This is a genomic window from Chroococcidiopsis sp. CCNUC1, from assembly GCF_023546805.1.
Classification (GTDB): domain Bacteria; phylum Cyanobacteriota; class Cyanobacteriia; order Cyanobacteriales; family Chroococcidiopsidaceae; genus Chroococcidiopsis; species Chroococcidiopsis thermalis.
This window is the reverse complement of record NZ_CP097480.1, coordinates 2103124-2127745: the sequence shown is the minus strand read 5'-3', so window position 1 is coordinate 2127745 and position 24622 is coordinate 2103124. Positions and strand designations below refer to the sequence as shown.

The following is a 24622-nucleotide window of genomic DNA, read 5'->3' as shown; positions in this document are numbered from 1 at the left end:
TTAATGACTACAAGCTATGAAAGCCCAGGTATTTCGCGGTGTGGATCGATTGAGTTATGAGGAATTACCCGTACCAGCTATTGAAGCGGATGAAGTCTTGGTGCAAGTGCGGGTTGTTGGCTTATGTCAGTCAGATATCAAAAAAATTCGCTATCCTCTCTACGAACCACCGCGCATTTTTGGGCATGAAACGGCTGGAGTTGTCGCCGCAATCGGAAACCAAGTTAGCGATTGGCAAGTAGGACAGCGAGTCGTGGTGATGCACCACATTCCCTGTATGCGTTGTCGCTATTGCCTGAATGACAATTTTTCCATGTGTGAGGTTTATAAAAATATCTCTACAACGGCTGGTTTTGTGCCTAGTGGGGGTGGATTTGCTGAATATGTGAAAGTACCCGGTCACATTGTCCGCAATGGTGGCTTGATTCCGATTCCCGATCGCGTTAGCTTTGAGCAAGCGAGTTTTGTCGAGCCAACGAATTGCTGTCTCAAAGCAGTCAAAAAGGCACAAATTGCCCCAGGACAAACGGTATTAGTGACTGGTGCGGGTCCCATCGGACTGATGTTCGTGATGTTAGTTAAATACTTCGGTGCAAGGGCGATCGCTACCGATTTATTACCATCGCGGCTCGAAAAAGCTTTACAATTAGGAGCCGATGCTGCTTTTGATGCGCGCGATCGCGACTTAAGCACTAAAATTCAAGCTTTAACAGACGGTTTGGGAGTCGATACGACTCTACTTGCCGTCCCTAGTGAAAAGGCGTTTGCTCAAGCTCTCGATGGCACGCGCAAGGGTGGTAAGATTCTGTTTTTTGCCGAATTTCCCGACGAGGTTGAAATTTCCCTCAATCCTAATCTTATCTATCGCCGCGAAATCGATTTAATTGGCAGTTATAGTTCTTCTTATCGCCTGCAAAGTCTTGCTGTCGATCTTGTTTTCAATCGCTGCATTGACGTTGATGCCTTAATCAGCGATCGCTATCCCCTACAACAACTCTCAGCAGCCGTAGAGCAAGCTGTCAACCCTACGCCCGATACCTATAAGATTCTCATCTATCCCCAGTAGTATAGAGCTGAGGGTGCTTATGATGCTGAGGGAGCTGAGGGGGAGAATACCAACCAACTACCAACTACAAACTACCAATTACCCACACTCTACTTACGACTTACGACTTCTATTTTGCGCCTTTTATCTTTATCATCTATCTATTAGCAGATGTTTGGCGCTAAGTTTGATTCAGCTAAATTTTTAACATGGACTCATCTTTTCCGACCCGGGGACAATTAGAACGTACTCTATCGCAACGCATTCAAGCGCTGTATCGCGCTCAGTTAGAGCATCGACCAAGCCAAGTTTTTTGTCAAATGTTTGATGAAAAAATTGCGATTATTCTGGAAGATGTAGTAACTCAGCCGGAACAACTGCTAGTAGACAGCGGGAAAGAGGAATTAGGCGAAAAAGTTAGAGAAGAATTAGATCAAGCACTTCAACCCCAACTAAAAGACCTAATTGAGGAAATTGTGGGTGTAGAAGTATTGGATATTCTGAGTAATACCAAAATAGAGACGGGTCGGACTGCAACAGTTGCTATCTTAGCTAGCCCGCCGTCTGTACGCAATTCTTAGTTTAGTTGTAGATCGATGGTAGAGCGTTCTTGGCTGCGATTGTCAACCATTAACTATCAACTATCAACTATCAACCATTAGCTATCAAGTTTTCCAATTCCACCAAAGGCATACTTCCGAATTACCGTTTCTAATTGGACAATATCATAAGGTTTGATCGCGCATTCTACGCAGCCTGCGGTAATGAAACTTTCTTTATCTTCAGTTCTTGCCATTGCCGTCACCGCAATAATTGGAATTGCCTGAGTTTGCGGGTCTTGTTTGAGAGTTCGCGTCACATCTATACCGCTAATATCTGGCAGCATCATGTCTAACAAAATTAAGCTGGGACGATAGCTTTTTGCCTTGAGAATGGCACTCTTTCCATCAACCGCAGTGATATAGTCGCAATCGGCGATCGCTAAAATTTGGGCGAGTAACTGCAAGTTATCATCGTTATCATCTACAGCTAAAACAAGCGGCTGAAAAGAATCTGCCTCTAGAGAGAAACTAAAACGAGTTTGCATGTCCATAATACGTTTGGAGCTAGTCGTAGAAGTAAGAAAATTTTTGTTGCACGACATGACAACAAAGATGGTTGCTTCTACGACGAGGCATTCCCCCTAGCGGCGATCGCAATCGGCGCTGGTGATGAATTGGCTCGTACTAGCCGCTGTAGGTTGCTCGTCTTCGTACTCAGTACGAATGTAAGTAGCAAGCTAGCAACAGCAAGCAACAACATTGAATTTTACTGCAATTTGTAATTTTTGCTACGCATACCAAAAATTACGCCAATAGACAATCTCATGCTGGTTGAGAGCTACAAATTGTCATAAATGAAAATATATCATTAAATTTCTCAATTTTGGCAAGAAATAGCAAGATTTGGACGGCGATCGCGTATCATAGCTAACTAAGGTTAAAGTGTAGCCATATACAGCCTTAAATTTCGCGTCCTGGCAATCTTTTAACAGTTATCAGTTGACAGTTTATCAGTGAAGAAAGAGTATAGGGTGTAATGAGCAGCAAGTAATTTAATTGTGATTTGTGACTGGTAACTTACCTTGCGCCCTGCTCCCTGCTCCCTTATAAAAGATCTACATCTCAAGGCTGATTAATGCGATCGCTTATACTGATAAATTTTAGGAAAATTTACTTATTCGTTTTTGCTGCTGGCACGATATGGAAGAATCTTTATCTCCCACGTTAGAGCAGCTACAACAAGAGTTAGTACAGCAAGTTATAGAACTTTACCGTACTCACCTCGGATACAAGCTGCCCCAAGTTTCTTGTCATATTGTCGATCGAACAGTCACAATATTGGCAGATGATTCTATTACCCGATTAGAACAGTTTTTAGGAGAAAATCAACAGATAGATCTTGCTTCACAAGTTAGAACTAACTTGCTCAAATTCTTAGAACCGCACCTGCAATCTTTAATTGAACAGACGATTGGCGTACCTGTAGTGGACGTAATTTGCAACAGTACATTTGAAACTGGTCGTACTAGCATTGTTGCTCTTTTGGATAGCGCTCCCAACATCTCAGGTTTAGACACTACAAGGCGAGTCAAACAAAGGCTAAAGTCGGATTCAAACCCAGATAGCGACAAATAACAGCTTCTAAATCGTCTAGCATATAAGGCTTACTAATATAAGCACTACAGCCTGCTGCGAGTAAACTTTCTCGATCTTCGGCTCGTGCTAATGCTGTTACTGCAATGACGGTGATGTTTTGCGTCTGCGGGTTTTGCTTGAGCATCCGGGTAATTTCCGTACCGCAGATGTCCGGTAATAATATGTCCAGCAAGATGAGGTCGGGGCGCTGCTGTTGGGCAATGCTAATCGTGGAGCGCCCATCTTTTGCGGTGATGATATGACAATTTAGAGGGTAAAGAACTTCAGTCAGCAGCTCTAAATTATCTTCATCATCATCTACAGCCAAAATCAGGGGTTGATGCATTTTTGACAGGTAATTATTCTGAGCTAGGAGTTCCAAAACCATCCTCCGGTGTGGAAAGTTGCCAAGTTACAAACAAAATTTATCTCTAGAGGATAAAAGGCACTCCCCAAGCGGCGATCCGGCGCTTGCAATGGACTGGCTCTCAACTACATTTTTGCTAGATGTTATTTTGAATTTAAGGCTTAACTCTTTTAAGCAAAAAGGTTTTAAGCAAAAAGGACAGAATTAAATCAACAGAAGTTATGATGACTGATGCAATTCTAGCTCAATTCAACCTGAAAGATAAATTTCTCATGAACTTAGTTGAATAATTTTGTAGCAATAGTTACATCTGTGAACATTAGCGAACATTTGTAGAGTCCAGTAGCTAAGCTAAATTAGTACGAGCCTCCACGAAAAAACGCTCAAATTTAAGCTTTTTTTTAGAATAGACAATTATTCAAGATCTGGCAAGGTTTGCAGCTACCAATAACCTAGCCATATTATTTCACTATCAAAAAGTTGTAGTTATTTATACATTTATTTGAACGCTTGCGGCGGTAAAGAGGTAATTTTCTAGCAAAAATAGGAATGTGGAGGGGACAAGGGGGATAAGAGAGCTGAGGGAGCTGAGGGAGACAAGGAGGACAAGGGAGACAAGGGAGAAATTTAATCCAAAATCTAAAATCCAAAATTAAATTCACACCCCACACCCTACACCCCATTCTTCACTGGTCACTGGTCACTGATAACTGATAACTATTTACCCTTACCCCTCATTTTGGAGGTTTGAGTTATGGCGATCGCAACGATTAATCCGGCAACTGGGGAAACAATTGAAACTTTTACAGCGCTAAGCGAGGCAGAAATAGCCACGAAATTAGAGTTGGCACAACAGGCTTTTGAGCAATATCGACGAGTGCCGATGCAGCAAAAATCTCAGTGGATGAATGCCGCAGCCAAGATTTTGGAACGCGACAAAGAAAAATTTGGCAAATTGATGACCCTGGAAATGGGTAAGACTGTAAAAAGCGCGATCGCCGAAGTCGAAAAGTGCGCTTTGGTCTGTCGTTACTATGCCGAACGCGCAGCTGAATTTTTAGCAGACGTATCGGTAGGAACAGATGCCAGCCACAGTTTCGTCCGCTATCAACCACTAGGAATTATCCTCGCGGTGATGCCGTGGAATTTTCCCTTTTGGCAAGTCTTTCGCTTCGCCGCACCAGCTTTGATGGCAGGTAATGTCGGTCTGCTCAAACACGCTTCTAACGTACCGCAATGCGCTTTAGCAATTGAAGAGATCTTTGAAGAGGCAGGATTTCCTACAGGAGTCTTCCAAACTTTACTAGTAGGGTCGCAACAGGTAGCGGCAATTATCGCCGACCCACGAGTCAAAGCTGCCACTTTAACAGGTAGCGAACCAGCGGGAGCGAGTTTAGCAGCAGCGGCGGGCAAACAAATTAAGAAAACAGTGTTGGAATTGGGGGGAAGCGATCCATTTATTGTCATGCCGAGTGCCGACATCGAAGCAGCTGCTAGCACGGCTGTCACTGCCAGAATGTTGTGTAACGGTCAATCGTGTATTGCCGCAAAAAGATTTATCATTACCGAGGCGATCGCCGAGCAATTTGAAAAACTTTTGGTAGCAAAATTTGCGGCGCTCAAAGTTGGCGATCCAATGTTACCTGATACAGATGTCGGTCCCCTAGCTACGCCAAGTATGCTAGAAGATATAGACCACCAAGTACAGGAGTGCGTCAAGGTGGGGGCAAAAGTTTTAATTGGAGGTCAACCGCCAGCCGAACGAGCGGGAAACTTCTACCTGCCGACGATTGTGAGTCAAATTCCAGTGGATGCAGCGATCGCCCAAGAAGAATTTTTTGGTCCGGTAGCTCTCCTATTTCGAGTTGCCGATCTAGACGCAGCGATTCAACTTGCCAATGCTACCCCGTTCGGCTTGGGAGCGAGTATTTGGACGCAAGACGCAACAGAAAGAGACAGAGCGATCGCGGAAATTGAAGCAGGATCGGTGTTTGTTAACGGTATGGTCAAATCAGACCCCAGGCTACCTTTTGGTGGCATTAAGCACTCTGGATACGGCAGGGAACTGAGCATTCAGGGTATACATGAGTTCGTGAATGTTAAAACTGTGTGGATAAAGTAAGAGGGGTTAGGAGCGAGGAGTGAGGGGTTAGGGATAAGAGGCAAGAGGTAAGAAGCATTAGTTAGTTTTGACTTTTAACTTTTAACTTTTGACTTTTCCCGACTCCCGACTCCCGACTCCCCACAAACAAGGAGAAAGGTAGATGAATACGGCAGAACTGTTAGTGCAATGTTTGGAAAATGAAGGCGTGGAATACGTGTTTGGTTTACCAGGGGAAGAGAACCTGCACGTTTTGGAGGCGTTGAAGAAATCTTCCATTCAATTCATTACCACCCGTCACGAACAGGGTGCAGCGTTCATGGCGGATGTTTACGGACGCTTGACAGGGAAAGCTGGAGTATGCCTCTCTACCTTGGGTCCAGGGGCAACTAATTTGATGACAGGGGTAGCGGATGCAAATTTAGATGGTGCGCCACTGGTGGCGATTACCGGACAGGTGGGGACGGATCGGATGCATATCGAATCTCACCAATACTTAGATTTGGTGGCTATGTTTGCCCCCGTAACGAAGTGGAGCGCCCAGATCGTTCGCCCCAGCATTACACCAGAGCTGGTTCGCAGGGCATTCAAGCGATCGCAAAGTGAAAAACCTGGTGCAGTGCATATTGACGTACCAGAGAACATCGCGGCGATGCCAGCGGCAGGTACACCTCTGAGTATAACTGGCTTAGAAAAAACTTATGCTTCATTTCACAGTATTAACGAGGCAGCTGAGGCAATTTCTAAAGCTCACAATCCCTTAATTTTAGTCGGCAATGGCGCAATTCGGGCAAATGCTAGCGAAGCGGTTACGGAATTTGCTACGCGCTTGAATATCCCTGTTATCAACACTTTTATGGGTAAAGGCGTAATTCCTTACACCCATCCTTTAGCTTTGTGGGCAGTAGGATTGCAACTGCGAGATTTTATTAATTGCGCTTTTGACAATACAGATTTAGTTATTTCTATTGGTTATGACTTGATCGAATATTCGCCCAAACGCTGGAACCCAGCAGGTGAGATCCCCATCGTCCATGTCGGAGCAAATCCAGCCGAAATTGATAGTAGCTACATTCCATTGGCGGAAGTCGTAGGGGATATTTCTGATTCCTTGAATGAAATTTTGCAACGTGCCGATCGCAGTGGCAAGCCGAATCCTTACGCTTTGGAACTGCAAGCAGATATTCGAGCTGATTACGAACACTATGCTAACGATCCTGGCTATCCGATCAAGCCGCAAAAATTAATTTACGACCTGCGGCAGGTGTTAGGACCAGAAGATATTTTAATTTCTGATGTTGGGGCGCATAAGATGTGGATTGCCCGCAATTATCATTGCGATCGCCCCAATACTTGTTTAATCTCTAATGGTTTTGCGGCGATGGGAATTGCAATTCCAGGGGCGATCGCGGCTAAGCTAGTTTATCCCGATCGCAAAGTGATTGCCGCTACTGGTGACGGTGGTTTCATGATGAATTGTCAGGAGTTGGAAACAGCCTTGCGTGTCGGACACCCATTTGTCACCTTAATTTTTAATGATGGCGGCTACGGCTTAATTGAATGGAAGCAGCACAATCAATTCGGTGAATCAACCTACGTCCACTTTGGCAATCCAGATTTTGTCAAATTAGCTGAAAGTATGGGACTAAAAGGCTACCGTGTAGAATCGGCAACTGATTTGATCCCCATGCTCAAGGCTGCTTTAGCTGATGATGTCCCAGCCGTAATCGATTGTCCTGTAGACTACCGTGAAAACCTACGCTTGACACAAAAATCTGGGGATCTTAGCTGCAAGCTGTGGGAGTAGTCAGAAGTCAGAGGTCAAGATGGTAGTTGGTAATGGGTAATTGGTAGTGGTGAGTGATGAATGGGGTGTGGGGTGTGGGGTGTAGGGTGTGGGGTGTAGGGTGTGGGGTGTAGGGTGTGGGGAATTAATTGTGAATTGCTCCCTTGTCCCCCTTGTCTCCCTTATCCCCCTCAGCTCTCTTCCCCCAGCTCCCAGCTCGTCCCTGCTCCCTGCTCCCTCAATTAGATTTTTTGTGGGATGGACATCTTGTCCATCCCTTTTATTTTGAAATGTCGAACTTGGCTATATGTATCTTTTATCACAAATAATTGAACGTACTTTCAATCAAAATATGAACCGAGCTAAAAGTTACAGGCTTAGCGTCAGCTAGTCGATGAATCGATCTGCCTAATTTGATTGAATCAGTTTGCCTAAATCAGCGTGAATTTATAAGTGTGATTGTGAGGAGCAAGTGAACAAGCAAAAAATATTTGCGATCGCCAATTCCCAGCTAGCGATCGGTATTTGGAGATGGAATAAATCTGGGCGGCTGGCGATCGCAATAGGTTTAGGGTTAATACTATTGGTTGGTACGATTTCAATCTCAGTTCCCGTCATCGCCGCCGGACGGACGCAAAAAATTCTTTCAACTCCCGCAAACGTGATTTGGGGAGAATTATTTAAACCAGATAGCAAGCCCATCGCCCGCGTCAAATCGGGCGATCGCGTGGTTATGGAGACAATATCTCACGAAGGTATCCTCCCAGATCAAGGAGACACCGTTCGGTTTTTCGCCCAGGGTGGCATTCCCAAAAATCCTAAAAGTACGATTTCTCGACAGCAGATCCTCTCAGACCAGCTACAAACTAAAGCCAAAGTGAAAAAGACTGGTCCCGGTCCTCACGTTATTACTGGACCAGTTTACATAGAGGGCGCAGTACCAGGCGATGTTTTGGAGATTAAGACCCTAGACATCAATTACAGATCGCCTTATGGTGCAATTTCCAATCGTCACGGCAAAGGAGCATTACCTGGCGAGTATCCTGAAAATAACGCTCCCATCTACTCCAAAGTTATCGCCATAGATGCCAGGCGGGAAGTGGGCATTTTTCAACCTGCCAACAACCTACCACCAATTGAGATCCCGTTGAAACCTTTTATCGGATTGATGGGAGTCGTGCCTGCTAACCCAGCCGATGCAGCGAATTCCGTACCACCTGGGAACTATGGTGGTAATTTGGACATCAAACTTCTAGGACGTGGTTCGAGCTTGTATTTACCCGTACAAGTTCCTGGCGCACTATTTTATGCTGGCGATCCCCATTGCGCTCAAGCAAATGGCGAAGTTGCTTTGACGGCGATCGAGTGTTCCTTAACTCCCACGTTTGAATTTGTCTTGCACAAAGATATGAAGTTAGCAACTCCAATGGGGGAAACAAAGGATGCTTGGATTGCTGTTGGATTGGACAAAGATCTGGATGAAGCCATGAAAAAATCTGTCAGAGAATACTTGCAAATTGCCAATGAGAAGTATGGCATGACAAAACAAGATGCCTTGATGCTAGGTAGTGCGGCAATTGATTTTGATGTTTCTCAGGTAGTAGATATTGTGAAAGGAATTCACGGAACGATCCCCAAGCAGTTGTTTCCTACTAAGTAATTCAGCCAGAAATCCAGCCAAAGTCAATTCGTAGGGACTTACATCTGTCTGTCCCTACAGCTCATCTACATAGAATTACTAATTACAAAATACGAATTACAAATTACAATTCACAAGTTATACGCAACTTATATTTGCCAAGACTCTATGCTGAATTCTCATTCTCATCACGGTCATTCTCATCATGGTATCCACGGCTGCACTTGTCATACACTAAGCAACTACGATCGCAAAATTAAATTATTATGGACGGCACTGATCGCGATCGCCAGTTTTGCCGCACTTGAGTTTGGGGTGGGCTATTGGAGTCATAGTTTAGCTTTACAAGCTGAATCCGGTCATTTGCTCTCAGATAGCTTTGCTTTGGCTTTGTCTCTGCTAGCAGCTTGGTTCGTACAGCGACAAGCAGCTAGAGGAGAAAATTTTGCCCGTATGCGGATCGAAGCTATCGCCGCTGTACTCAATGGTTTGGGACTGGTAGCGATCGCAGTTTGGATTGCAATTGAATCTGTCTCTCGCCTCCAGTCTCCACCGACAGAGATCCTCAGTTTACCCATGTTGGTGACTGCTGGGGTAGGTTTGGGAGTCAATGGGTTTAATGTCTTTTTACTGCACGACAGCAGCCATCACGATCTCAACGTCCGAGGTGCTTTTCTACATATTTTGGCAGATTTAATTAGTTCGATCGGCGTAATTGTAGCAGCGATCGCAATCTGGCTCATGCATTGGTTATGGGTAGATGGCGCAGTTGGCTTATTTGTATCTAGTTTGATATTTGTTAGTGCCATTCCTTTGATTATTCAAAGTCTCAATTCAATTCGTAACAAAGTGAGTCTTGAGCAGTGATAGCGATTGACTCCCAACTATCTAATCAGCCTGCATTTCCTCTTCGGCGCAAATGGTTAACTCCGTGGGTTGGCAGCGCTTGATAACAATTGTAATTCCTTGCGCTCCCTCACTATCAAGGTCTTCAACGTAACCAGGATAAGCTGCTTTTGCTTCATCGTGCGTTGAAAAAGGTCCAAAATAGTAAGTGCAGCGTGGCTTTGTCGTGATAATTTCTACCCACCAATCAGTTTCCTGCACCACCCTAAATCCAGCGAATGCTTGTTTGATTCGATCTAGTAATCTCATATTAAATATACTGTAGCTACTTCAATTATGTATGGTTTCTATCGGAAGAAGGAAAAAATTCTCAAAATTTTTTAATTACTAAATCAACTGCGATCGACAATACCAAAAAATATGGTTGCTCTACTAGATAACAACAGATTGTTTTCATCTTATCAATGCAAAACAGAATTTTCGATCGTTCTAAATTGTAGCGTTAAAACTTAAATAAACAACGATTAATATAATCCATAATTTGCAACTTGTTAATGTACGATCTGCAATGGAGCGATCGTGGGTAATTAAGTAGTGAGTGGCTAGTGGCTGGTGGCTAGACTATTTGCTAGTCATCAGCCACTCGTGACTAGTCACTCTCTTGTGATAACTGATAACTGATAACTGATAAATGAAGATTGCCACTTGGAATGTGAACTCGGTTCGTACCCGCCTAGAGCAGGTGATTGATTGGTTAAGACAAACTCCAGTAGATGTACTGTGTTTACAAGAAACCAAAGTCGTAGATGCAGATTTTCCGCGATCGCCCTTCGAGCATCTAGGTTATTATGTATACGCTTCTGGGCAAAAGTCCTATAACGGCGTTGCTATCCTCAGTCAACAGCCGTTACAAGACGTAAGTACTGGGTTTGCACCACTGTTAGTAGAGAGCGGTATTGTAGAAGCTGAGTTACTCGCAGCTTTAGACGAACAGAAGCGAGTAATTGCAGGTACGCTCGATCGCGTCCGCATCGTCAATCTTTACGTCCCTAATGGTGCGGCAGTGGGCAGTGAAAAATATGAATATAAGTTAGGGTGGTTAAAAGTCCTGCGGGAATATTTGCGATCGCAGTTGCTCGTTTCTCCGGTGATGTGTGTTTGCGGTGATTTTAATATTGCTCCCGACGAGCGAGATCTGCACGATCCAGACAAGCTGACAGGTCAAATTATGGCATCAGAACTAGAACGTCAAGCCTTGCAGGAGATTTTAGCACTAGGGTTTGCCGATGCCTTTCGCAAATTTATCACAGAAGGCGGACACTATAGCTGGTGGGACTATCGCACCGCAGCATTCCGCCGCAATTTAGGTTGGCGGATCGATCATCTATACTTATCGCCACAATTGTACCAGCAGGCGATCGCTTGTTGGATCGATCCCGCACCGCGTAAGCTACCCAAGCCTAGCGACCATACACCAGTTGTTGTGGAATTTTAGCAATATGAGATTTTTGTTATTTTTTAGATTTCTCCTAACCAAAAGTGTACCGAAACCCTCCTTAAAAAGGGGAGTTGGGGGGATCTTAATCGCGATCGCTCTGAGTTTACCAGCAATTGCCCAACAACCACCCGCAGCCGACATCCGCGACGCATGGAAGCCAGTTTACAAACAACTACCTAATCTTCCACTAGAAAATAAGTACGTTAGTAGAGAGTCAGGAAAAGTCAATCCAGATAGCACTCTTGTCAACCGCTTAATTGAGTATCACGTTTATGTCAAAGGTCGAGCGCCCAACTACCGTCTAGATTGGAAATTAACCCTAGCAGATTATTTAGGGGCAAACGAACTCATTCAAGACACTACGTATCCAGGGGCAAAAACCTTACATCAAAATCCCCTAGAAGGCGATCGCGCTGCGATTAACCGCCTCAACCGCCAACAGCGAGATGCTTTAGTACAAACTCTAGTGAATGTCTTTACTCCCGAAACCTCCACATCTCCCACCACCGAACCTCCTACCAACAACCAACAACCAGCAACCAACAACCAACAACCACCAACCTTTTCTCAGCCAAAACCAGGAGACGCAGACTTATTGAAATGAATTGGTAATGGGTAATTGGTAATGGGTAATCGGTAGTTGGTGGTTAGTCACTAATAACTGATAACTGATTCCCTCTTGACATGGGGAACGTAACATCATAGTCTAGCAAGAGTTAATGAAAATTGTTGGCAACTATTTTCTATGGGTTCTGATAATGTTGCTATCCAGCAGCGAGAGAAAGAAGCGCGATCGCTGAAGACTCTTTTAGCTTGTAGCTTAGTTGGTTCTGTAGCTTTGCACGTTGGTCTGCTATACGCAGGTATTGATAAATTATGGCAAAGGAATTTCACCCAGCCGCCGAAACCCATTGAAGTTGTTATCGTCAATCCTCCTAAAAAACCGGAGGTCAAGAAGCCAGAACCCAAACCAGAACCACCAAAACCAAAACCGCAGCCACGGCGGGTACAACAGCCCAGAGTCAGACAGCCTCAACGAGTCGTACGTCAGACACCTCCTCCAAAAGTTGTTAGGGCTACACCCAAGCCCGTACCGCGTGCTGTTGCACCGAAGCCTGCGCCTCCTCCACCTCCGGTAGCCACACCTAATCCTCAGTTAAGAAGCCAGCTATCGAATCTCAGGAACGAGAGGGCAACGCAGGAAAAAGTATTAACTGGTAGAGGTAATCCTCAAGCACCCACTGTAGCTCCTAGAACTCCTGTAGCAGCAGGACCCCGAACTGTCAGACAACCGCGCAGCGAAACGGGTGATTCCGAAGGTTCCAACACTCTAACTTGTCGCCGTTGTCCTGAACCCAGGTATCCAGCCAGTGCTAGAAGGCGGGGAGTAGAGGGGGTTCCCAAAGTTGCTTTCTATGTAGATTCGGATGGGAATGTGAGCAACGCGCAGTTAGTGCAGTCTAGCGGTGATGCAGACCTAGATGCAGCGGCACTTAGGCAGGTAACTCGTTGGAAATATAACGATCTCAAAAGGGGAAGACGTGTCGTGCTAAGAGTGCGTTTCGTCCTCAACTAAGATTGGAGCCGCTCTTGTATTTAAACTCGATCGCATATGCGATCGAGTTTAAACTTTCAAATTTCCCAATTTTGAAATTTTGTATAAAAAAAGACTTGTTTTCATAGCAGTTGTGAAATACTTAAAATTTAATGCTATTAGTTTGCATTAATAATGATAAAATTTCCTAGTTGAAGGTAGATTTATAACTCAGTAATTCAGCATATAGCTTGCGCTTGAGCTGTATTAAATCGCTGTGGCTTTGTGTGAGGAAACACTGTGAATAAAATGCATTTGGTCAGTTGTGTGGGACTGGCTGGAATTGCTGTGGCTATTGTGGCACAGCCAGTAAGAGCCGATGTAGTCAAGGTAACATCTGTAGAAATTCAACCGACAGCATCAGGAACAGAAATTGTCTTAAAAACAACGAGTAACGAATCGCTGCAAGTTTTTACATCTAGTTTTGGTAAAACTTTTGTTGCTAATGTTGTCAATACTCAATTACAAATTTCAGATAGAAATAATCTGCGACAAATAAACCCTGTAAAGGGCATTGCAGCGGTGACAGTTAGCGAAACTGGAGCCAATAGTCTCCGTGTTGTGGTGACGGGTGAGACAGAGTTACCGAAGGTACGGGTACGACAAAGCGAAAATGGTTTGGTTCTGAGTGCAACTACATCTACAACAGCTGCAACTCAACCCCCAGCAGCACCAGCAGCACCACCTGCAAGCGAGACACAGCCACAAGTCACTACACCGCAGTCAGAAGTTCCCCCTACAGAAGGTGAAGTCCAACAGCTAACAACACAGAGAGATGAGGAATCAGAAATCGTAGTCACGGGAGAGCGAGAAACTGGCTATCGCGTTCCTAACTCCACAACAGCAACTAAGACCGATACACCCATCCGCGATGTCCCAGGAAACATTCAAGTCATTCCGCGACAGGTGATAGAAGACCAGGGAGCAGTTCGCATCAACGACGCACTGCGTAACGTTAGCGGTGTCAATTTCTCCACAGACGCTGGCGGTCGCAGCCCCACGTATAATGTGCGGGGATTTGAGGCTATCCAATTCAAAAACGGGTTAAGAGAGGACAGACAATTTAACACTCGTACTTACCCAGAAACAGCAAATATCGAGCAAATTGAAGTGCTAAAAGGACCAGCTTCCGTCCTGTTTGGACAAGCACAACCTGGAGGAATCATTAACTTTACGACTAAAAGACCGCTACCCGAACCCTTTTACCAAATTGATTTCACGGCAGGAAGTTACGATTTCTATCGTCCGACGCTGGATTTTTCGGGTCCGCTCAACTCTGATGGTACGCTTGCTTATCGGTTGAACGCTGCTTACGAACACGCCGAAAGTTTCCGAGATTTTGTTTCAACGGAGCGGTATTTCATCGCTCCCGTAGTTTCGTGGAGAATTAGCCCCAATACCAGCTTAACTTTTGAAGGAGAGTATCTGCGCGATCGCCGACCGATTGACCGAGGTTTAGTAGCCGTTGGTGACGAAGTAGCTGACATTCCCTTGAGTCGCTTTTTGGGCGATCCCTCTTACGAGCAAGAAATGGACGAATTTCGTACTTATCTTTATCTAGACCATCGCTTCAGCGAAAATTTATCACTCAGAACTGCCTTGCGGTACACCAGTAGTAAGGAAATCTATAACTCTGTAGAAGCAAACGAACTGGAAGCAGATGACCGGACTTTACTTTTAGCTCGTTATTTTGGCGGTCAGTATTACGAGACTTATACGCTACAAAATGACTTGACTTGGAAGTTTAACACGGGAGCGATCGCGCATACGTTGTTGTTCGGTGTCGAACTCGCTAGACAGACGGGACGATACTTCGAGGATGCAACAGCGGCAGAATCCCCATCAATAGATATTTTCGATCCCGACTACGAATCTGTCTTTGATTTTCCTTTCTCACTCGAACCCGATCCTGCCTATAACGGTGGTAAGCTTTCATCAGATACGATTGCCTTTTATTTGCAAGATCAAATTGCTTTTACTGACAATCTGAAACTGGTTCTAGGCGGCAGATTTGATAGTTTTGACTCAGAAGAAAGATATCCTGGTGACCCAACATTAAACGTTGATACAGAAGCCAGCGAATTTTCACCGCGAGTTGGAATTGTTTATCAACCAATTCAACCAATTTCTCTCTATGCCAACTACAGCCGCGCTTTCATACCGCAGACTGGTAGGCTTACTGGTGGCGGTGCTGTTGAACCAGAGATTGGGGAACAATACGAAGTCGGTGTTAAAGGTGAGTTTTTGGACGGTCGGCTTGCCTCAACTTTAGCTTTTTACGATATTACCAAGAGTAACGTTCTGACTGACGATGCCAATAATCCCGATCCTGACTTTTCGATTCAGGTAGGCGAACAACAAAGTAAAGGGTTTGAATTCGATGTATCGGGAGAAATTCTACCAGGGTGGAACGTTATTGCCTCCTATGCCTACACCGACGCGGAAATTAGTGCTGATAATACTTATGCCGTTGGCAATCGCCTCAACAACGTCCCTTTTAATACTGCTAGTTTATGGACGAAATATACGATTCAAAGCGGTTCGCTAGCAGGTTTAGGATTTGGCGCTGGCATCTTTTATGTCGATAGTCGAGCAGGGGATTTGGATAACTCTTTTACAGTCCCAGATTTTACACGGGTAGATGCTGCTATTTATTACGAAAGAGACAACTTTAAAGCAGCATTAAATTTCAAGAACTTATTTGATGTCGAATATTTTGAAGGAGTACAGAGTAGAACGCAAGCAATTCCTGGTGCGCCGTTTACAGTTCAGGGAACAGTTTCGTGGCAGTTTTAAGCTGAGTGATTTTTTGTCGCGATCGCTTTTCTTAATTGTTTCAAATTTGGTGTGAGGAAATTTCAATGAAGTCGCAGATCTATTCTTTATTGCTTGTTGTTAGTGCCGCAGTCGCGATCGCGCCATCAGTGTGCGCGACTGAAGCAGAGATCTCGATCCCCCAACCCCCCTTAAAAAAGGGGGCAATTTACTCTCCCCAACCCCCAAAACACAGCAAAGAGCAATTTACTCTCCCTAACCCCCCTTTTGAAGGGGGAGCCGCAGGCGGGGGATCTGGGGATCTTTGGCACAAAGCCGCATTATCCAAGTTACCAATGTACAACTGCAACAAACAGATAAAGGACTGGCAGTTATTTTAGAAACAGCCGAAGGCGAATCATTACGAGCTATCCCTGTTAGCTTTGGTAAAACCTTTGTCGCCAACATTCCCAACGCTCAACTAGCACAAGACAAAGCTTTTCGTCAAGAAAACCCCACATCAGGAATTGCATCAATTGCGGTGACGCAACAGGGAACGAATAATATTCGAGTTACGGTAACGGGAACGAGAGATTTACCCAAGGTAGAAGTAGCAAGGAGCGATCGCGCTATCACCTTAACTCTACCAGAGGCGTTAGCCCAACAACCCGCACCCCCAGCATCAACTGCACCACCTCAAACCCAAGCGACACCAGAAGCAACACCACCACAAGAAGCAGTTCCCCCAAAAGAAGGGGAAACTCAACAGCCAACAACCACACAAGGGGAAGAACAAGAAATTGTCGTCACCGACGAACGAGAAACTGGATATAGCGTTCCCGACGCATCGACTGCTACTAGAACGGACACACCCATTCGAGATATACCACAATCAATTCAAGTTATTCCTCAACAAGTTCTAGAAGATCAGCAAGCCATCCGACTCAAGGAGGCTTTGCGTAATGTCAGTGGTGTTTCGGAAGATAGTAACTTTGGCGGCGCACTGGATCGGTTTAACATTCGGGGTTTTTCGCAGAATACAGTTTTGCGAGATGGCTTCAGGATCGGTGAAGGGGGTTTGCGAGAGACTGCTAATTTAGAAAGAATAGAAATTCTTAAGGGTCCAGCTTCAGTTTTATATGGTAGCCTCGAACCAGGGGGAATTGTTAACCTCGTAACAAAACAGCCCCTGAGCGAGCCTTTCTACTCTTTCGACTTCCAAGCAGGAAGCTACGATCTCTATCGCCCCAGCATCGATCTATCTGGTCCGCTCAACGCCGATAAAACATTACTTTATCGATTAAATGCCGTTTACGAAAGCTCAGATAGCTTCCGCGATTACGACCAGAATACCGAACGCTTTTTCATTGCACCCGTATTGACTTGGAAAATTGGTGACAATACTAGCCTAAATTTTGAATTTGACTACTTAAATCTTGAGCAACCATTCGATCGCGGTGTTGTAGCCTTTGGTAATGGAGTGGCAGATATTCCAATTACACGAGTTCTAGGCGACCCAAATGATGTTTACAAACTAGAAGAAATTGGGGCTGGCTATCGGCTAGAGCATCGATTTAACGAAAACTTGTTATTACGCAATGCTTTTCGATTTCAACAGTCTAATACCTTTGACCAGAAAACTCAACCAGGTGAACTTGATGAAGCAACGGGTGACTTTATCGAACGGAGATTTGACTCTAATGATGATACTGAGAAAAGATACGCCTTACAAACCGATCTGACGGGAAAATTTTCTACGGGTTCAATTCAACACACTTTGTTATTTGGGTTCGATCTAGCTAGAGAAGAAGGAGGAGGAACAAACAATGGATTGCCGTTTACTCCTGACATCAATATTTTTAATCCAGTATATGGCTTCCGAAGACCACTTTCTGAATATACCGTGCCAAGACGAGATGACTTTTCCAAAACAGATAGGCTCGGTATTTTTCTGCAAGATCAGATTGCTTTGTTAGATAATTTAAAATTGCTAATTGGTGGACGTTTCGATGTTGTAGACCAAGAGAGTGAAGATAGACTAGAAGACACTTCTTCCAGTCAATCTGAAGATGCTTTCTCGCCTCGAATTGGCATAGTTTATCAACCGATTGAGCCGATTTCACTTTACGCCAGCTATAGTCAATCGTTTGTGCCTAATTCTGCGACTAGAGTTGATGGTTCGTTTCTAGAACCTGAAAGAGGAACGCAATACGAAGTTGGTATTAAAGGCGAGTTATTTGACGGCAGACTCGCTGCAACGCTTGCAGGATACGAAATTACCAAAAAAAATGTTGGCACGACCGATCCCGATAATCCTGACTTTTCGCTACCACTAGGTGAAGTCAGAAGTCGAGGAATTGAATTCGATGTGAATGGGGAAATTCTTCCTGGCTGGAATATCATTGCTTCCTACGGTCATATTGATAGCGAAGTAACGGCAAGCAGCGATCCTGAATCTTTTCCAGTTGGTTTACGAACAGCTAACGTTCCCCGAAATACTGCTAGTCTTTGGACGACTTATAGAATTCAAAGCGGTGATTTGCAAGGTTTAGGGTTTGGAATTGGATTATTTCATGCTGATGAAAAACCAGGTGACACTGAGAATACCTATGAGTTACCAAGTTATGTCCGCACTGACGCTGCGATATTTTATCGACGCAACAATTGGCAAGCTGCAATCAATTTTAGAAATCTATTTGACGTGAAGTACTACGAAAGTGTCAATTTTGGTAGAGGAGCAATTCAACCTGGTACACCGTTTACAGTTATCGGCTCATTCTCAGTAGAATTCTGATTGGAGTATTTACCGTGCCATCGTGCCATCTCGCTCATTCCTACAACAAATCTTCTTTTGCCACCTTTTCCAAGGGGGGTTAGGGAGATCTTTCTTATACGTACCTGTAATAATGATGGTACTATTTACTCAACCAGTATGGGCTGATAGTGAAAAAGATCTGCGCGATACCGAAGGCGGTTCGCTTCGCGACCATCGCAATCCCAATCTTGACAACTGCGCGATCGCTAACTCTTTCCAAGCTGCACACGTGAATTGGGATAGGGTTAAAAATTGTCATGGTAAGAAGCGATCGCATCAAACAAGCAGAGAATTTGATTTTGACGATTATTCTCTAAATGGGTTTTATGTACTTGAATTTACGTGGAGTGACGAGTTTAAAACTGGAATTCTTCAGCATGAAATGGGTTTTGGGATAGAATTGAATAAATCTCCGTTTGTACTATCTGCTAAAACTACCGATACTCAAGCAGACAAGCAATTTAATTTCATAAACTCAACAACAATTCCATTGCCGTTTTCTCTAGCTGATTTTACTAGTAGACAAAACTCATTGTCCTTATATCTTGAGAATGAAATTGCTATAGGAAAGCGACTTAGTATATTTTTTGAGGGTAATCTAGACTTAGTAATTAACGATATTACAGACCTACCCGATGAAATCCCTAATATTAGTCAACAAGACTACGTAGCATTTAATCCAGAACTAGAAATCTCATATCAAATTAGTGACTCGCTTTCTATCTATACTAATTTAAGTTACTCCTCTCTCCCAGTTCCAAAAATTTCTAGTATTTTGTTAAAACCAGAAATAGAAAATGGTTTAGAAGTAGGCATTGAGACAGAATTTTTTAACGATCGCTTTTCTGCTACTCTTTATTTATACGACGGCATTCAGCGAAACGTAACTTTAACAAATGCAAACGATCCTGAATTGGAAGTTTTGGCAGAAAAACAAAAAAGTCAAGATATCGGTTTTGAAATAGTCGGTGAGATTACCCCTGGATGGGATGCGATCGTCTATTATGCTTACACAAAGGCACGCATTGCCAAATCGTCACAATTGCCTGTAGATTCTCAAGTTCCCAACATTGCCAGTCATAGTGGTGGTTTTTGGACGACATATGAGATTCAGGCAGGTACATTACAAGGTTTGGGTTTTGGGGGTGGTGTGCGGTACGTTGGCGATCGCCCAGGTAATATTGAGAATAGTTTTAAACTACCGAGTTACTGGCAGACAGATTTAGCAGTCTTCTACCAGCGCGAAAACTGGAAAGCCGCACTCAGCATTGAAAACCTGTTCGATGTACATTATTTCGACGGCACGCCTCTGACTGTTTTAGGAACGATCTTTGTAGAATTTTAAGCTAAATTACTTGAGATTGCTTTTAAATAAGAGTAAACTTTATAGCTAGTAAGTGATAACTATACTCACTTATGAGATACTTTGACTAGGTTTAGTTTTAATCTCTAATTCATAGCTAGGCGATCGCCACCGCCAACCAAGGTGGCAACAGACATTTTTCCATGCAAAATCTACTATGAAAACTAAAACACTGCGCAGTATTGCATTTAGCTTGCATAGATACATTGGGCTAGCTGTAGGGCTGATTTTAATTATTGTTGGCGTAACAGGTAGCTTTTTAGTGTTTCAGAAAGAATTTGACCAATATTTATTACAGCGCCAATTTGCGCAAATAACCCCACAACCGCAGCGCGTCGCAATAGAATCCGTTGTTAATACTGTAAAAGCAACTTACCGCGATCGCCCCGAACTTAAACTAGCTTCTATTGATACTCTGCCCCACAACCCGACTTACAGAGTGCGGCTGAGAACGGAGGATGACAAAACCACTGATGTTTATGTTAATCCTTATACAGGGAAAATTTTAGGCGATCGCGTTTGGGAAGATAGTATCATCGGCATTGTATTTAGACTCCATTACGCGCTTCTAGCAGGTGACATTGGGATCAAAATTGTTGGAATCGTTGCCTTGCTACTTCTGGTTCTCAGTCTTACAGGTATCTTTTTATGGTCTGGTTGGCGTAAGCTAATCAGTGGCTTCAAGATTAAATGGCAAGCGCACCCCAAACGAGTTAATTATGACATTCATAAAGTTGCGGGTATCGTTACTGCTATATTTTTGGGTTTGACTGCTTTTACAGGTTTCTGCTGGAATTTTTACGATTACGCCGAACCTGCAATCTACGCCCTGACTTTCACGCCAAAATCACCTGAACCAGTTTCTCAAATTGTTACAGGTAAGTCACCTTTGGGAATAACAGAGATTTTGAAAACAGCGGATGCGGCTTTACCTAATACAGAGACTACTTTTATCAACCTACCCAGGAAACCAGAAGACGCATTCACTATCTATAAAAAACATCCTCAAGAGTCGAACGAATATGGCGACAGTAGCGTTTATCTCGACCAATATAGCGGCAAAATATTAAAACTCATAGATGGACAAAACTTACCTTTAGCAAAAAAAGTACTCGGATCTTTTACACCTCTGCACTACGGCACATTTTGGGGATTACCCAGCCGTGTTCTCTACGTATTAGTTGGACTTGCACCTCTAATTTTATTCGTTACTGGCTTTGTTATGTGGCGCTACCGTTATCGAGGCAAAAAAATTGCAGATCGAATAGATGTCGCGAGAGAACCAGTACAACGACATTAATGCATATTTAGGGCGATCGCCTCAATCTATTTGAGAATTAACAGCAAGAATCTGAGAATTCTACGACTGGCTGTCTCCATAAACTGGACGATGCCAGTCAAAGCTTACATCCTCACAAACAGACAGCACGACATCACTGTCTCTAACCTGCAATCCTTGCCACTGGCAGCATTTCACCTTCCAGTCATGTCCCTCGATTGCCATAGCTGCAACATAGTTGACAGCTGGGATAAACGACCGAAGCAACCATCGCTCTGCCGCAGCGCGATCGCCATTTATACTGAGTAGTTGGGCAGGTCGATCTGGTAGCAGTGAAACATCAAATTGGTTTAAAGGAAGTGCTAATCCATCTCCAAGTGCTTTGAGGATAGCTTCTTTGCAAGTCCAACCGTGGAAAAAGGCTGCTGGCTGCTGGCTGGAAGGAAGCGCGAGAAAAGTCGTGCGTTCTCTGGTTGAAAAGAATTGAGCAACGATTTGCTCTAATTCAGGTATGTGACGAACGTATTCTATGTCAATTCCAATTTGGCGATCGCAAGTAAAAGCATACAAAGCTAAGTCTTGGGAATGAGATAAATTAAAATGCAGCAAGTCGCACGTCTTCAGTGCTGGTTTACCATGACTGCCGTAACAAAACTGTAATTGGTGAGGTTCGATATCTAAATAGTAACTGAGAATGCTTCTGAGGATACCGCGACCGATAATAAAACGGTTTCTATCTGCTTCAAAATGAAAGCGATTTGCTCGATCTAATTCATCAACAGATAAGGTTTTAACTAATTGTGGCAAATATGCTGAATTTTGGCTGAGGCTAGCACGCCAAATGTGAATCTCGTGTTGTGGCAGTACTAAGCTTTCAGAATTCGCAATCATATTGGTAGGGTATCTACAACTATATTCTGCTCTTGTAACAATTTTGCTGCCATTTGGCTATCAACTGGTTTTGAGAAGAGATATCCTTGTCCGCTACCGCAATTAAGTGCTTTGAGTTGAGCTAAATGTTTTAATGTTTCTACTCCCTCAGCTACCACATCCATACCCAAATTAGCTGCAAGAGTGACAATAGTACGGACAATCTCAAATTGTTCGCTGTCGATATCAATCTTATTAATAAAAGAGCGATCGATTTTCAAAGTATGTGTCGGAAAGCGATATAAATATGCTAACGACGAATAACCCGTACCAAAGTCATCAATTGAGAGCTGAATTCCTAGAGATTGTAACTGAAACAGCATTGTGGTTGCTATTTCAGCATTATCCATAATTACGCTTTCTGTAATTTCCAGCTTTAAACTTTGGGCAGGTACGTTTGTTTCCCGCAGAATTTCAGTAATTTCTTCTACTAAATTAGTTTGAGTAAACTGCTTAGCAGAAAGATTGATGCTCATGACTAACGATTGATATTCAGGAAATTGTATTTTCCAAGCACTCAACTGACGGCACGCTTCTCGTAATACCCACCAGCCAATCGGAACGATCAAACCTGTTTCCTCTGCTACTGGAATAAATTCGGCTGGTGAAACTAAACCTCTCTGTGGGTGTTGCCAGCGAATAAGTGCTTCAAAACCTGTAATCGCACTTGTTTTAAGCGAAACAATTGGCTGATAATATAATTGAAATTCTCGTCGTTCTAGTCCACGTCGCAAGTCAGTTTCTAATTGTAAAAGTGCAGCGGCTCGCGTGTGCATAGTGGTATTAAATACTTCGTAGCGAGCTTTACCTGTAGCTTTAGCGCGATACATGGCTATATCTGCGTCGCGAAGTAAATCTTCTGGGCGTTCGTAATTAAAACTACTGAGAGTAATCCCGATACTAGCACTCGTAAAAACCTCGTTACCACTGAGATTGAAAGAGCGCGTTAATTCTTCTTGTAGCCGATTGGCAATATTAGTAGCCACATTTTCATCTTTAATATCTTCTAATAAAATCGTAAACTCATCGCCACCTAAACGAGCAACAGTATCGCCAACTCGCAAATATTTTTCTAGACGACGGGCGATCGCAATGAGTAGTTGATCGCCTACTGAATGACCTAAACTATCGTTAATTAACTTAAAGCGATCCAAGTCAAAGAAAAGCACGGCAAATAAATAATTTCTTCGCCTTTTTGCCAGAGAAATTGCATGACTTAACCGATCCATAAATAAAACTCGGTTAGGCAATCCAGTTAGTGCATCATGTAGAGCATCATGGAGTAACTGTTCTTCGGTAACTTTGCGGTTAGTAATATCAGATTGCGTTCCTACTATGCGATACGCTTCTCCTGATGTATCCCGGATAATAATTCCTCGGCTAAGCATCCAACGATAAGTTTTCCCCTTGCATAAAATCCGGTATTCGCTCTCAAACTTAGAATTTAGCTCAGAGAGATGATTGAGCATTTCCATTTTGATGCGTTCCACATCTCCAGGATGAATGCGATAAAACCATTCATCTAAAGAGTTCATCTCATTGTCTGAATAGTCCAGCATTGATTTCCATTGAGAAGAAAAGTAAATCGCATTAGTTTTTAAATTCCAATCCCAAATACCATCGTTAGTAGCTTGCAAAGCCAGAACGTAGCGTTCTTCGCTCTCTCGCAATAACATTTCTCTTTGCTGACGAGTAGTCAAATCGATTTCAATCAAAATTGCAGTATTTTCTAGCGCAGTTTTTTGCGCCACTATTAGCAAGTTACGAGTACTGCTATCAGTTTGAATCTCTAGTTCCTTATAAATGGTTTGCTCTGGTTGAGAAAAAAAAGCTTGAATAAACTCAAGAAAATGACAATTTGAATTATAAAAACTAATAGGCTGCCCAATTAATTCTTCTGTATGCAAGTTTTGAGCTTGAACCAGATGTTGATTGACCGCAAGAATCTTTAATTTCGAATTAATCCAGTAAGCTGGTAGAGGTATAAGATCGAAAACGCTTCGCTCCTGTAATTTTTTTTGTTGCTCGTCCTGTTGAATTGCTGGTAACCCAGTATGTTGAGATTGGAAAGCCCAATAAGCAAGTAAAACTGCAATACTAGCTAAAATAGATAACAAGCTGACTGCGATCGCTTGACTGGTAGCACCATAGCGGCTATTTGGCAGTAGGTAAAATATGCAGCTAAAAGTTACAAAATTGCACGTCAGGAATAGTGCGATTGTAACTTGCAAGGCTGTGAATTTCCGCGATATATTCGCAGTACTAGTTGGATGAGACGGCAGTTTCAGTTGAGTGTCAAAGTTAGTGTGAGAGCAATGACAGCTAGGATCTATATTTTCAGGTAAAGACTGATTTAACTCTAACTTCTCCATAATCTTCTATAAAATGTAGCTATTCGATCTCAACTCGATAAATCGTACTAAGCTAT

The 24622-nt window shown here is 43.5% G+C and carries 21 protein-coding genes; 15 read left to right on the top strand and 6 right to left on the bottom strand.

The window, feature by feature from the left end:
* The first annotated feature begins 16 nt into the window (after positions 1-16).
* Both M5J74_RS09970 and M5J74_RS09965 read left to right on the top strand, forming a co-directional pair.
* Positions 17-1066, top strand: coding sequence for a zinc-dependent dehydrogenase (locus M5J74_RS09970; protein WP_106218894.1), 1050 nt, complete (start codon positions 17-19; stop codon positions 1064-1066).
* A 188-nt stretch (positions 1067-1254) separates the two neighbouring features.
* Positions 1255-1626 carry a DUF2294 domain-containing protein gene (locus tag M5J74_RS09965; protein ID WP_250016490.1) on the top strand — a complete coding sequence of 124 codons (372 nt, stop codon included), beginning with the start codon at positions 1255-1257 and terminating at the stop codon, positions 1624-1626.
* Positions 1627-1703: 77 nt separating this feature from the next.
* Here M5J74_RS09965 and M5J74_RS09960 read toward each other — a convergent pair whose 3' ends face one another.
* Together M5J74_RS09960 and M5J74_RS09955 are read right to left on the bottom strand one after the other, a co-directional pair.
* A complete protein-coding gene (locus tag M5J74_RS09960; protein WP_015153961.1) occupies positions 1704-2138 on the bottom strand; it encodes a response regulator in 435 nt (144 codons plus the stop codon).
* A 71-nt stretch (positions 2139-2209) separates the two neighbouring features.
* Positions 2210-2347 (bottom strand): hypothetical protein, encoded by a 138-nt coding sequence (locus tag M5J74_RS09955; RefSeq protein ID WP_250016488.1) that lies wholly within the window; start codon positions 2345-2347, stop codon positions 2210-2212.
* A gap of 440 nt (positions 2348-2787) precedes the next feature.
* On the opposite strand from M5J74_RS09955, the gene M5J74_RS09950 reads away from it, so the two are divergent.
* Positions 2788-3222 carry a DUF2294 domain-containing protein gene (locus M5J74_RS09950; RefSeq protein ID WP_015153960.1) on the top strand — a complete coding sequence of 145 codons (435 nt, stop codon included), beginning with the start codon at positions 2788-2790 and terminating at the stop codon, positions 3220-3222.
* On the opposite strand, the gene M5J74_RS09945 is transcribed toward M5J74_RS09950, so the two are convergent.
* Complete coding sequence (locus M5J74_RS09945) at positions 3176-3568, bottom strand: response regulator (protein WP_233222841.1); 393 nt, start codon at positions 3566-3568, stop codon at positions 3176-3178. The genes M5J74_RS09950 and M5J74_RS09945 overlap by 47 nt on opposite strands.
* A gap of 775 nt (positions 3569-4343) precedes the next feature.
* On the opposite strand from M5J74_RS09945, the gene M5J74_RS09940 reads away from it, so the two are divergent.
* The 4 genes from M5J74_RS09940 to M5J74_RS09925 all read left to right on the top strand — a co-directional run bounded on the left by M5J74_RS09940 (position 4344) and on the right by M5J74_RS09925 (position 9982).
* Positions 4344-5711: an NAD-dependent succinate-semialdehyde dehydrogenase gene (locus M5J74_RS09940; RefSeq protein WP_250016486.1), complete on the top strand. Its 1368-nt coding sequence runs from the start codon at positions 4344-4346 to the stop codon at positions 5709-5711.
* 142 nt (positions 5712-5853) lie between these two features.
* On the top strand, positions 5854-7497 hold the full coding sequence (locus M5J74_RS09935) for an acetolactate synthase large subunit (protein WP_015153957.1): 1644 nt from the start codon (positions 5854-5856) through the stop codon (positions 7495-7497).
* A 451-nt stretch (positions 7498-7948) separates the two neighbouring features.
* Entirely contained in the window at positions 7949-9136 is a 1188-nt protein-coding gene (locus M5J74_RS09930) for an acetamidase/formamidase family protein (RefSeq protein WP_106168747.1), read from the top strand.
* 147 nt (positions 9137-9283) lie between these two features.
* Positions 9284-9982 carry a cation diffusion facilitator family transporter gene (locus M5J74_RS09925; protein WP_106168746.1) on the top strand — a complete coding sequence of 233 codons (699 nt, stop codon included), beginning with the start codon at positions 9284-9286 and terminating at the stop codon, positions 9980-9982.
* 21 nt (positions 9983-10003) lie between these two features.
* Here the strand turns inward: M5J74_RS09925 and M5J74_RS09920 are convergent, their stop codons facing one another.
* Positions 10004-10270 (bottom strand): DUF1816 domain-containing protein, encoded by a 267-nt coding sequence (locus M5J74_RS09920; protein WP_015153954.1) that lies wholly within the window; start codon positions 10268-10270, stop codon positions 10004-10006.
* 382 nt (positions 10271-10652) lie between these two features.
* Between M5J74_RS09920 and xth the strand changes: the two genes are divergently transcribed.
* From xth to M5J74_RS09880, 8 genes are all read left to right on the top strand, one after another.
* Positions 10653-11456, top strand: a complete 804-nt coding sequence (xth, locus tag M5J74_RS09915) for an exodeoxyribonuclease III (protein WP_015153953.1) — start codon at positions 10653-10655, stop codon at positions 11454-11456.
* Positions 11457-11460: 4 nt separating this feature from the next.
* Positions 11461-12063, top strand: coding sequence for a hypothetical protein (locus tag M5J74_RS09910; protein ID WP_250016484.1), 603 nt, complete (start codon positions 11461-11463; stop codon positions 12061-12063).
* Positions 12064-12204: 141 nt separating this feature from the next.
* A complete protein-coding gene (locus M5J74_RS09905; protein WP_250016482.1) occupies positions 12205-13035 on the top strand; it encodes an energy transducer TonB in 831 nt (276 codons plus the stop codon).
* 267 nt (positions 13036-13302) lie between these two features.
* Positions 13303-15849, top strand: coding sequence for a TonB-dependent siderophore receptor (locus tag M5J74_RS09900; protein WP_250017122.1), 2547 nt, complete (start codon positions 13303-13305; stop codon positions 15847-15849).
* A gap of 65 nt (positions 15850-15914) precedes the next feature.
* A complete protein-coding gene (locus M5J74_RS09895) occupies positions 15915-16208 on the top strand; it encodes a hypothetical protein (RefSeq protein WP_250016480.1) in 294 nt (97 codons plus the stop codon).
* A complete protein-coding gene (locus M5J74_RS09890) occupies positions 16133-18601 on the top strand; it encodes a TonB-dependent receptor (protein WP_250016478.1) in 2469 nt (822 codons plus the stop codon). Before M5J74_RS09895 ends, M5J74_RS09890 begins: the two co-directional genes overlap by 76 nt.
* A gap of 112 nt (positions 18602-18713) precedes the next feature.
* Positions 18714-19967, top strand: a complete 1254-nt coding sequence (locus M5J74_RS09885) for a TonB-dependent siderophore receptor (RefSeq protein ID WP_250016476.1) — start codon at positions 18714-18716, stop codon at positions 19965-19967.
* 175 nt (positions 19968-20142) lie between these two features.
* Positions 20143-21285, top strand: coding sequence for a PepSY domain-containing protein (locus tag M5J74_RS09880; protein WP_015153947.1), 1143 nt, complete (start codon positions 20143-20145; stop codon positions 21283-21285).
* Positions 21286-21345: 60 nt separating this feature from the next.
* On the opposite strand, the gene M5J74_RS09875 is transcribed toward M5J74_RS09880, so the two are convergent.
* Together M5J74_RS09875 and M5J74_RS09870 are read right to left on the bottom strand one after the other, a co-directional pair.
* Positions 21346-22155, bottom strand: coding sequence for a 4'-phosphopantetheinyl transferase superfamily protein (locus M5J74_RS09875; protein WP_250016474.1), 810 nt, complete (start codon positions 22153-22155; stop codon positions 21346-21348).
* The gene (locus M5J74_RS09870) at positions 22152-24566 is read right to left on the bottom strand and encodes a GGDEF and EAL domain-containing protein (protein WP_250016471.1); all 2415 of its coding nucleotides are present in this window, start codon (positions 24564-24566) and stop codon (positions 22152-22154) included. Before M5J74_RS09870 ends, M5J74_RS09875 begins: the two co-directional genes overlap by 4 nt.
* Positions 24567-24622: the final 56 nt, after the last annotated feature.

Coding starts and splice junctions, on each gene's coding strand:
- M5J74_RS09900 (WP_250017122.1), top strand. CDS start 13,303: ATGCATTTGGTCAGTTGTGTGGGACTGGCTGGAATTGCTGTGGCTATT.
- M5J74_RS09935 (WP_015153957.1), top strand. CDS start 5,854: ATGAATACGGCAGAACTGTTAGTGCAATGTTTGGAAAATGAAGGCGTG.
- M5J74_RS09920 (WP_015153954.1), bottom strand. CDS start 10,270: ATGAGATTACTAGATCGAATCAAACAAGCATTCGCTGGATTTAGGGTG.
- M5J74_RS09875 (WP_250016474.1), bottom strand. CDS start 22,155: ATGATTGCGAATTCTGAAAGCTTAGTACTGCCACAACACGAGATTCAC.
- M5J74_RS09870 (WP_250016471.1), bottom strand. CDS start 24,566: ATGGAGAAGTTAGAGTTAAATCAGTCTTTACCTGAAAATATAGATCCT.
- M5J74_RS09910 (WP_250016484.1), top strand. CDS start 11,461: ATGAGATTTTTGTTATTTTTTAGATTTCTCCTAACCAAAAGTGTACCG.
- M5J74_RS09940 (WP_250016486.1), top strand. CDS start 4,344: ATGGCGATCGCAACGATTAATCCGGCAACTGGGGAAACAATTGAAACT.
- M5J74_RS09925 (WP_106168746.1), top strand. CDS start 9,284: ATGCTGAATTCTCATTCTCATCACGGTCATTCTCATCATGGTATCCAC.
- M5J74_RS09945 (WP_233222841.1), bottom strand. CDS start 3,568: ATGCATCAACCCCTGATTTTGGCTGTAGATGATGATGAAGATAATTTA.
- M5J74_RS09905 (WP_250016482.1), top strand. CDS start 12,205: ATGGGTTCTGATAATGTTGCTATCCAGCAGCGAGAGAAAGAAGCGCGA.
- M5J74_RS09960 (WP_015153961.1), bottom strand. CDS start 2,138: ATGGACATGCAAACTCGTTTTAGTTTCTCTCTAGAGGCAGATTCTTTT.
- M5J74_RS09885 (WP_250016476.1), top strand. CDS start 18,714: ATGATGGTACTATTTACTCAACCAGTATGGGCTGATAGTGAAAAAGAT.
- M5J74_RS09895 (WP_250016480.1), top strand. CDS start 15,915: ATGAAGTCGCAGATCTATTCTTTATTGCTTGTTGTTAGTGCCGCAGTC.
- M5J74_RS09880 (WP_015153947.1), top strand. CDS start 20,143: ATGAAAACTAAAACACTGCGCAGTATTGCATTTAGCTTGCATAGATAC.
- M5J74_RS09965 (WP_250016490.1), top strand. CDS start 1,255: ATGGACTCATCTTTTCCGACCCGGGGACAATTAGAACGTACTCTATCG.
- M5J74_RS09970 (WP_106218894.1), top strand. CDS start 17: ATGAAAGCCCAGGTATTTCGCGGTGTGGATCGATTGAGTTATGAGGAA.
- xth (WP_015153953.1), top strand. CDS start 10,653: ATGAAGATTGCCACTTGGAATGTGAACTCGGTTCGTACCCGCCTAGAG.
- M5J74_RS09950 (WP_015153960.1), top strand. CDS start 2,788: ATGGAAGAATCTTTATCTCCCACGTTAGAGCAGCTACAACAAGAGTTA.
- M5J74_RS09955 (WP_250016488.1), bottom strand. CDS start 2,347: ATGTTGTTGCTTGCTGTTGCTAGCTTGCTACTTACATTCGTACTGAGT.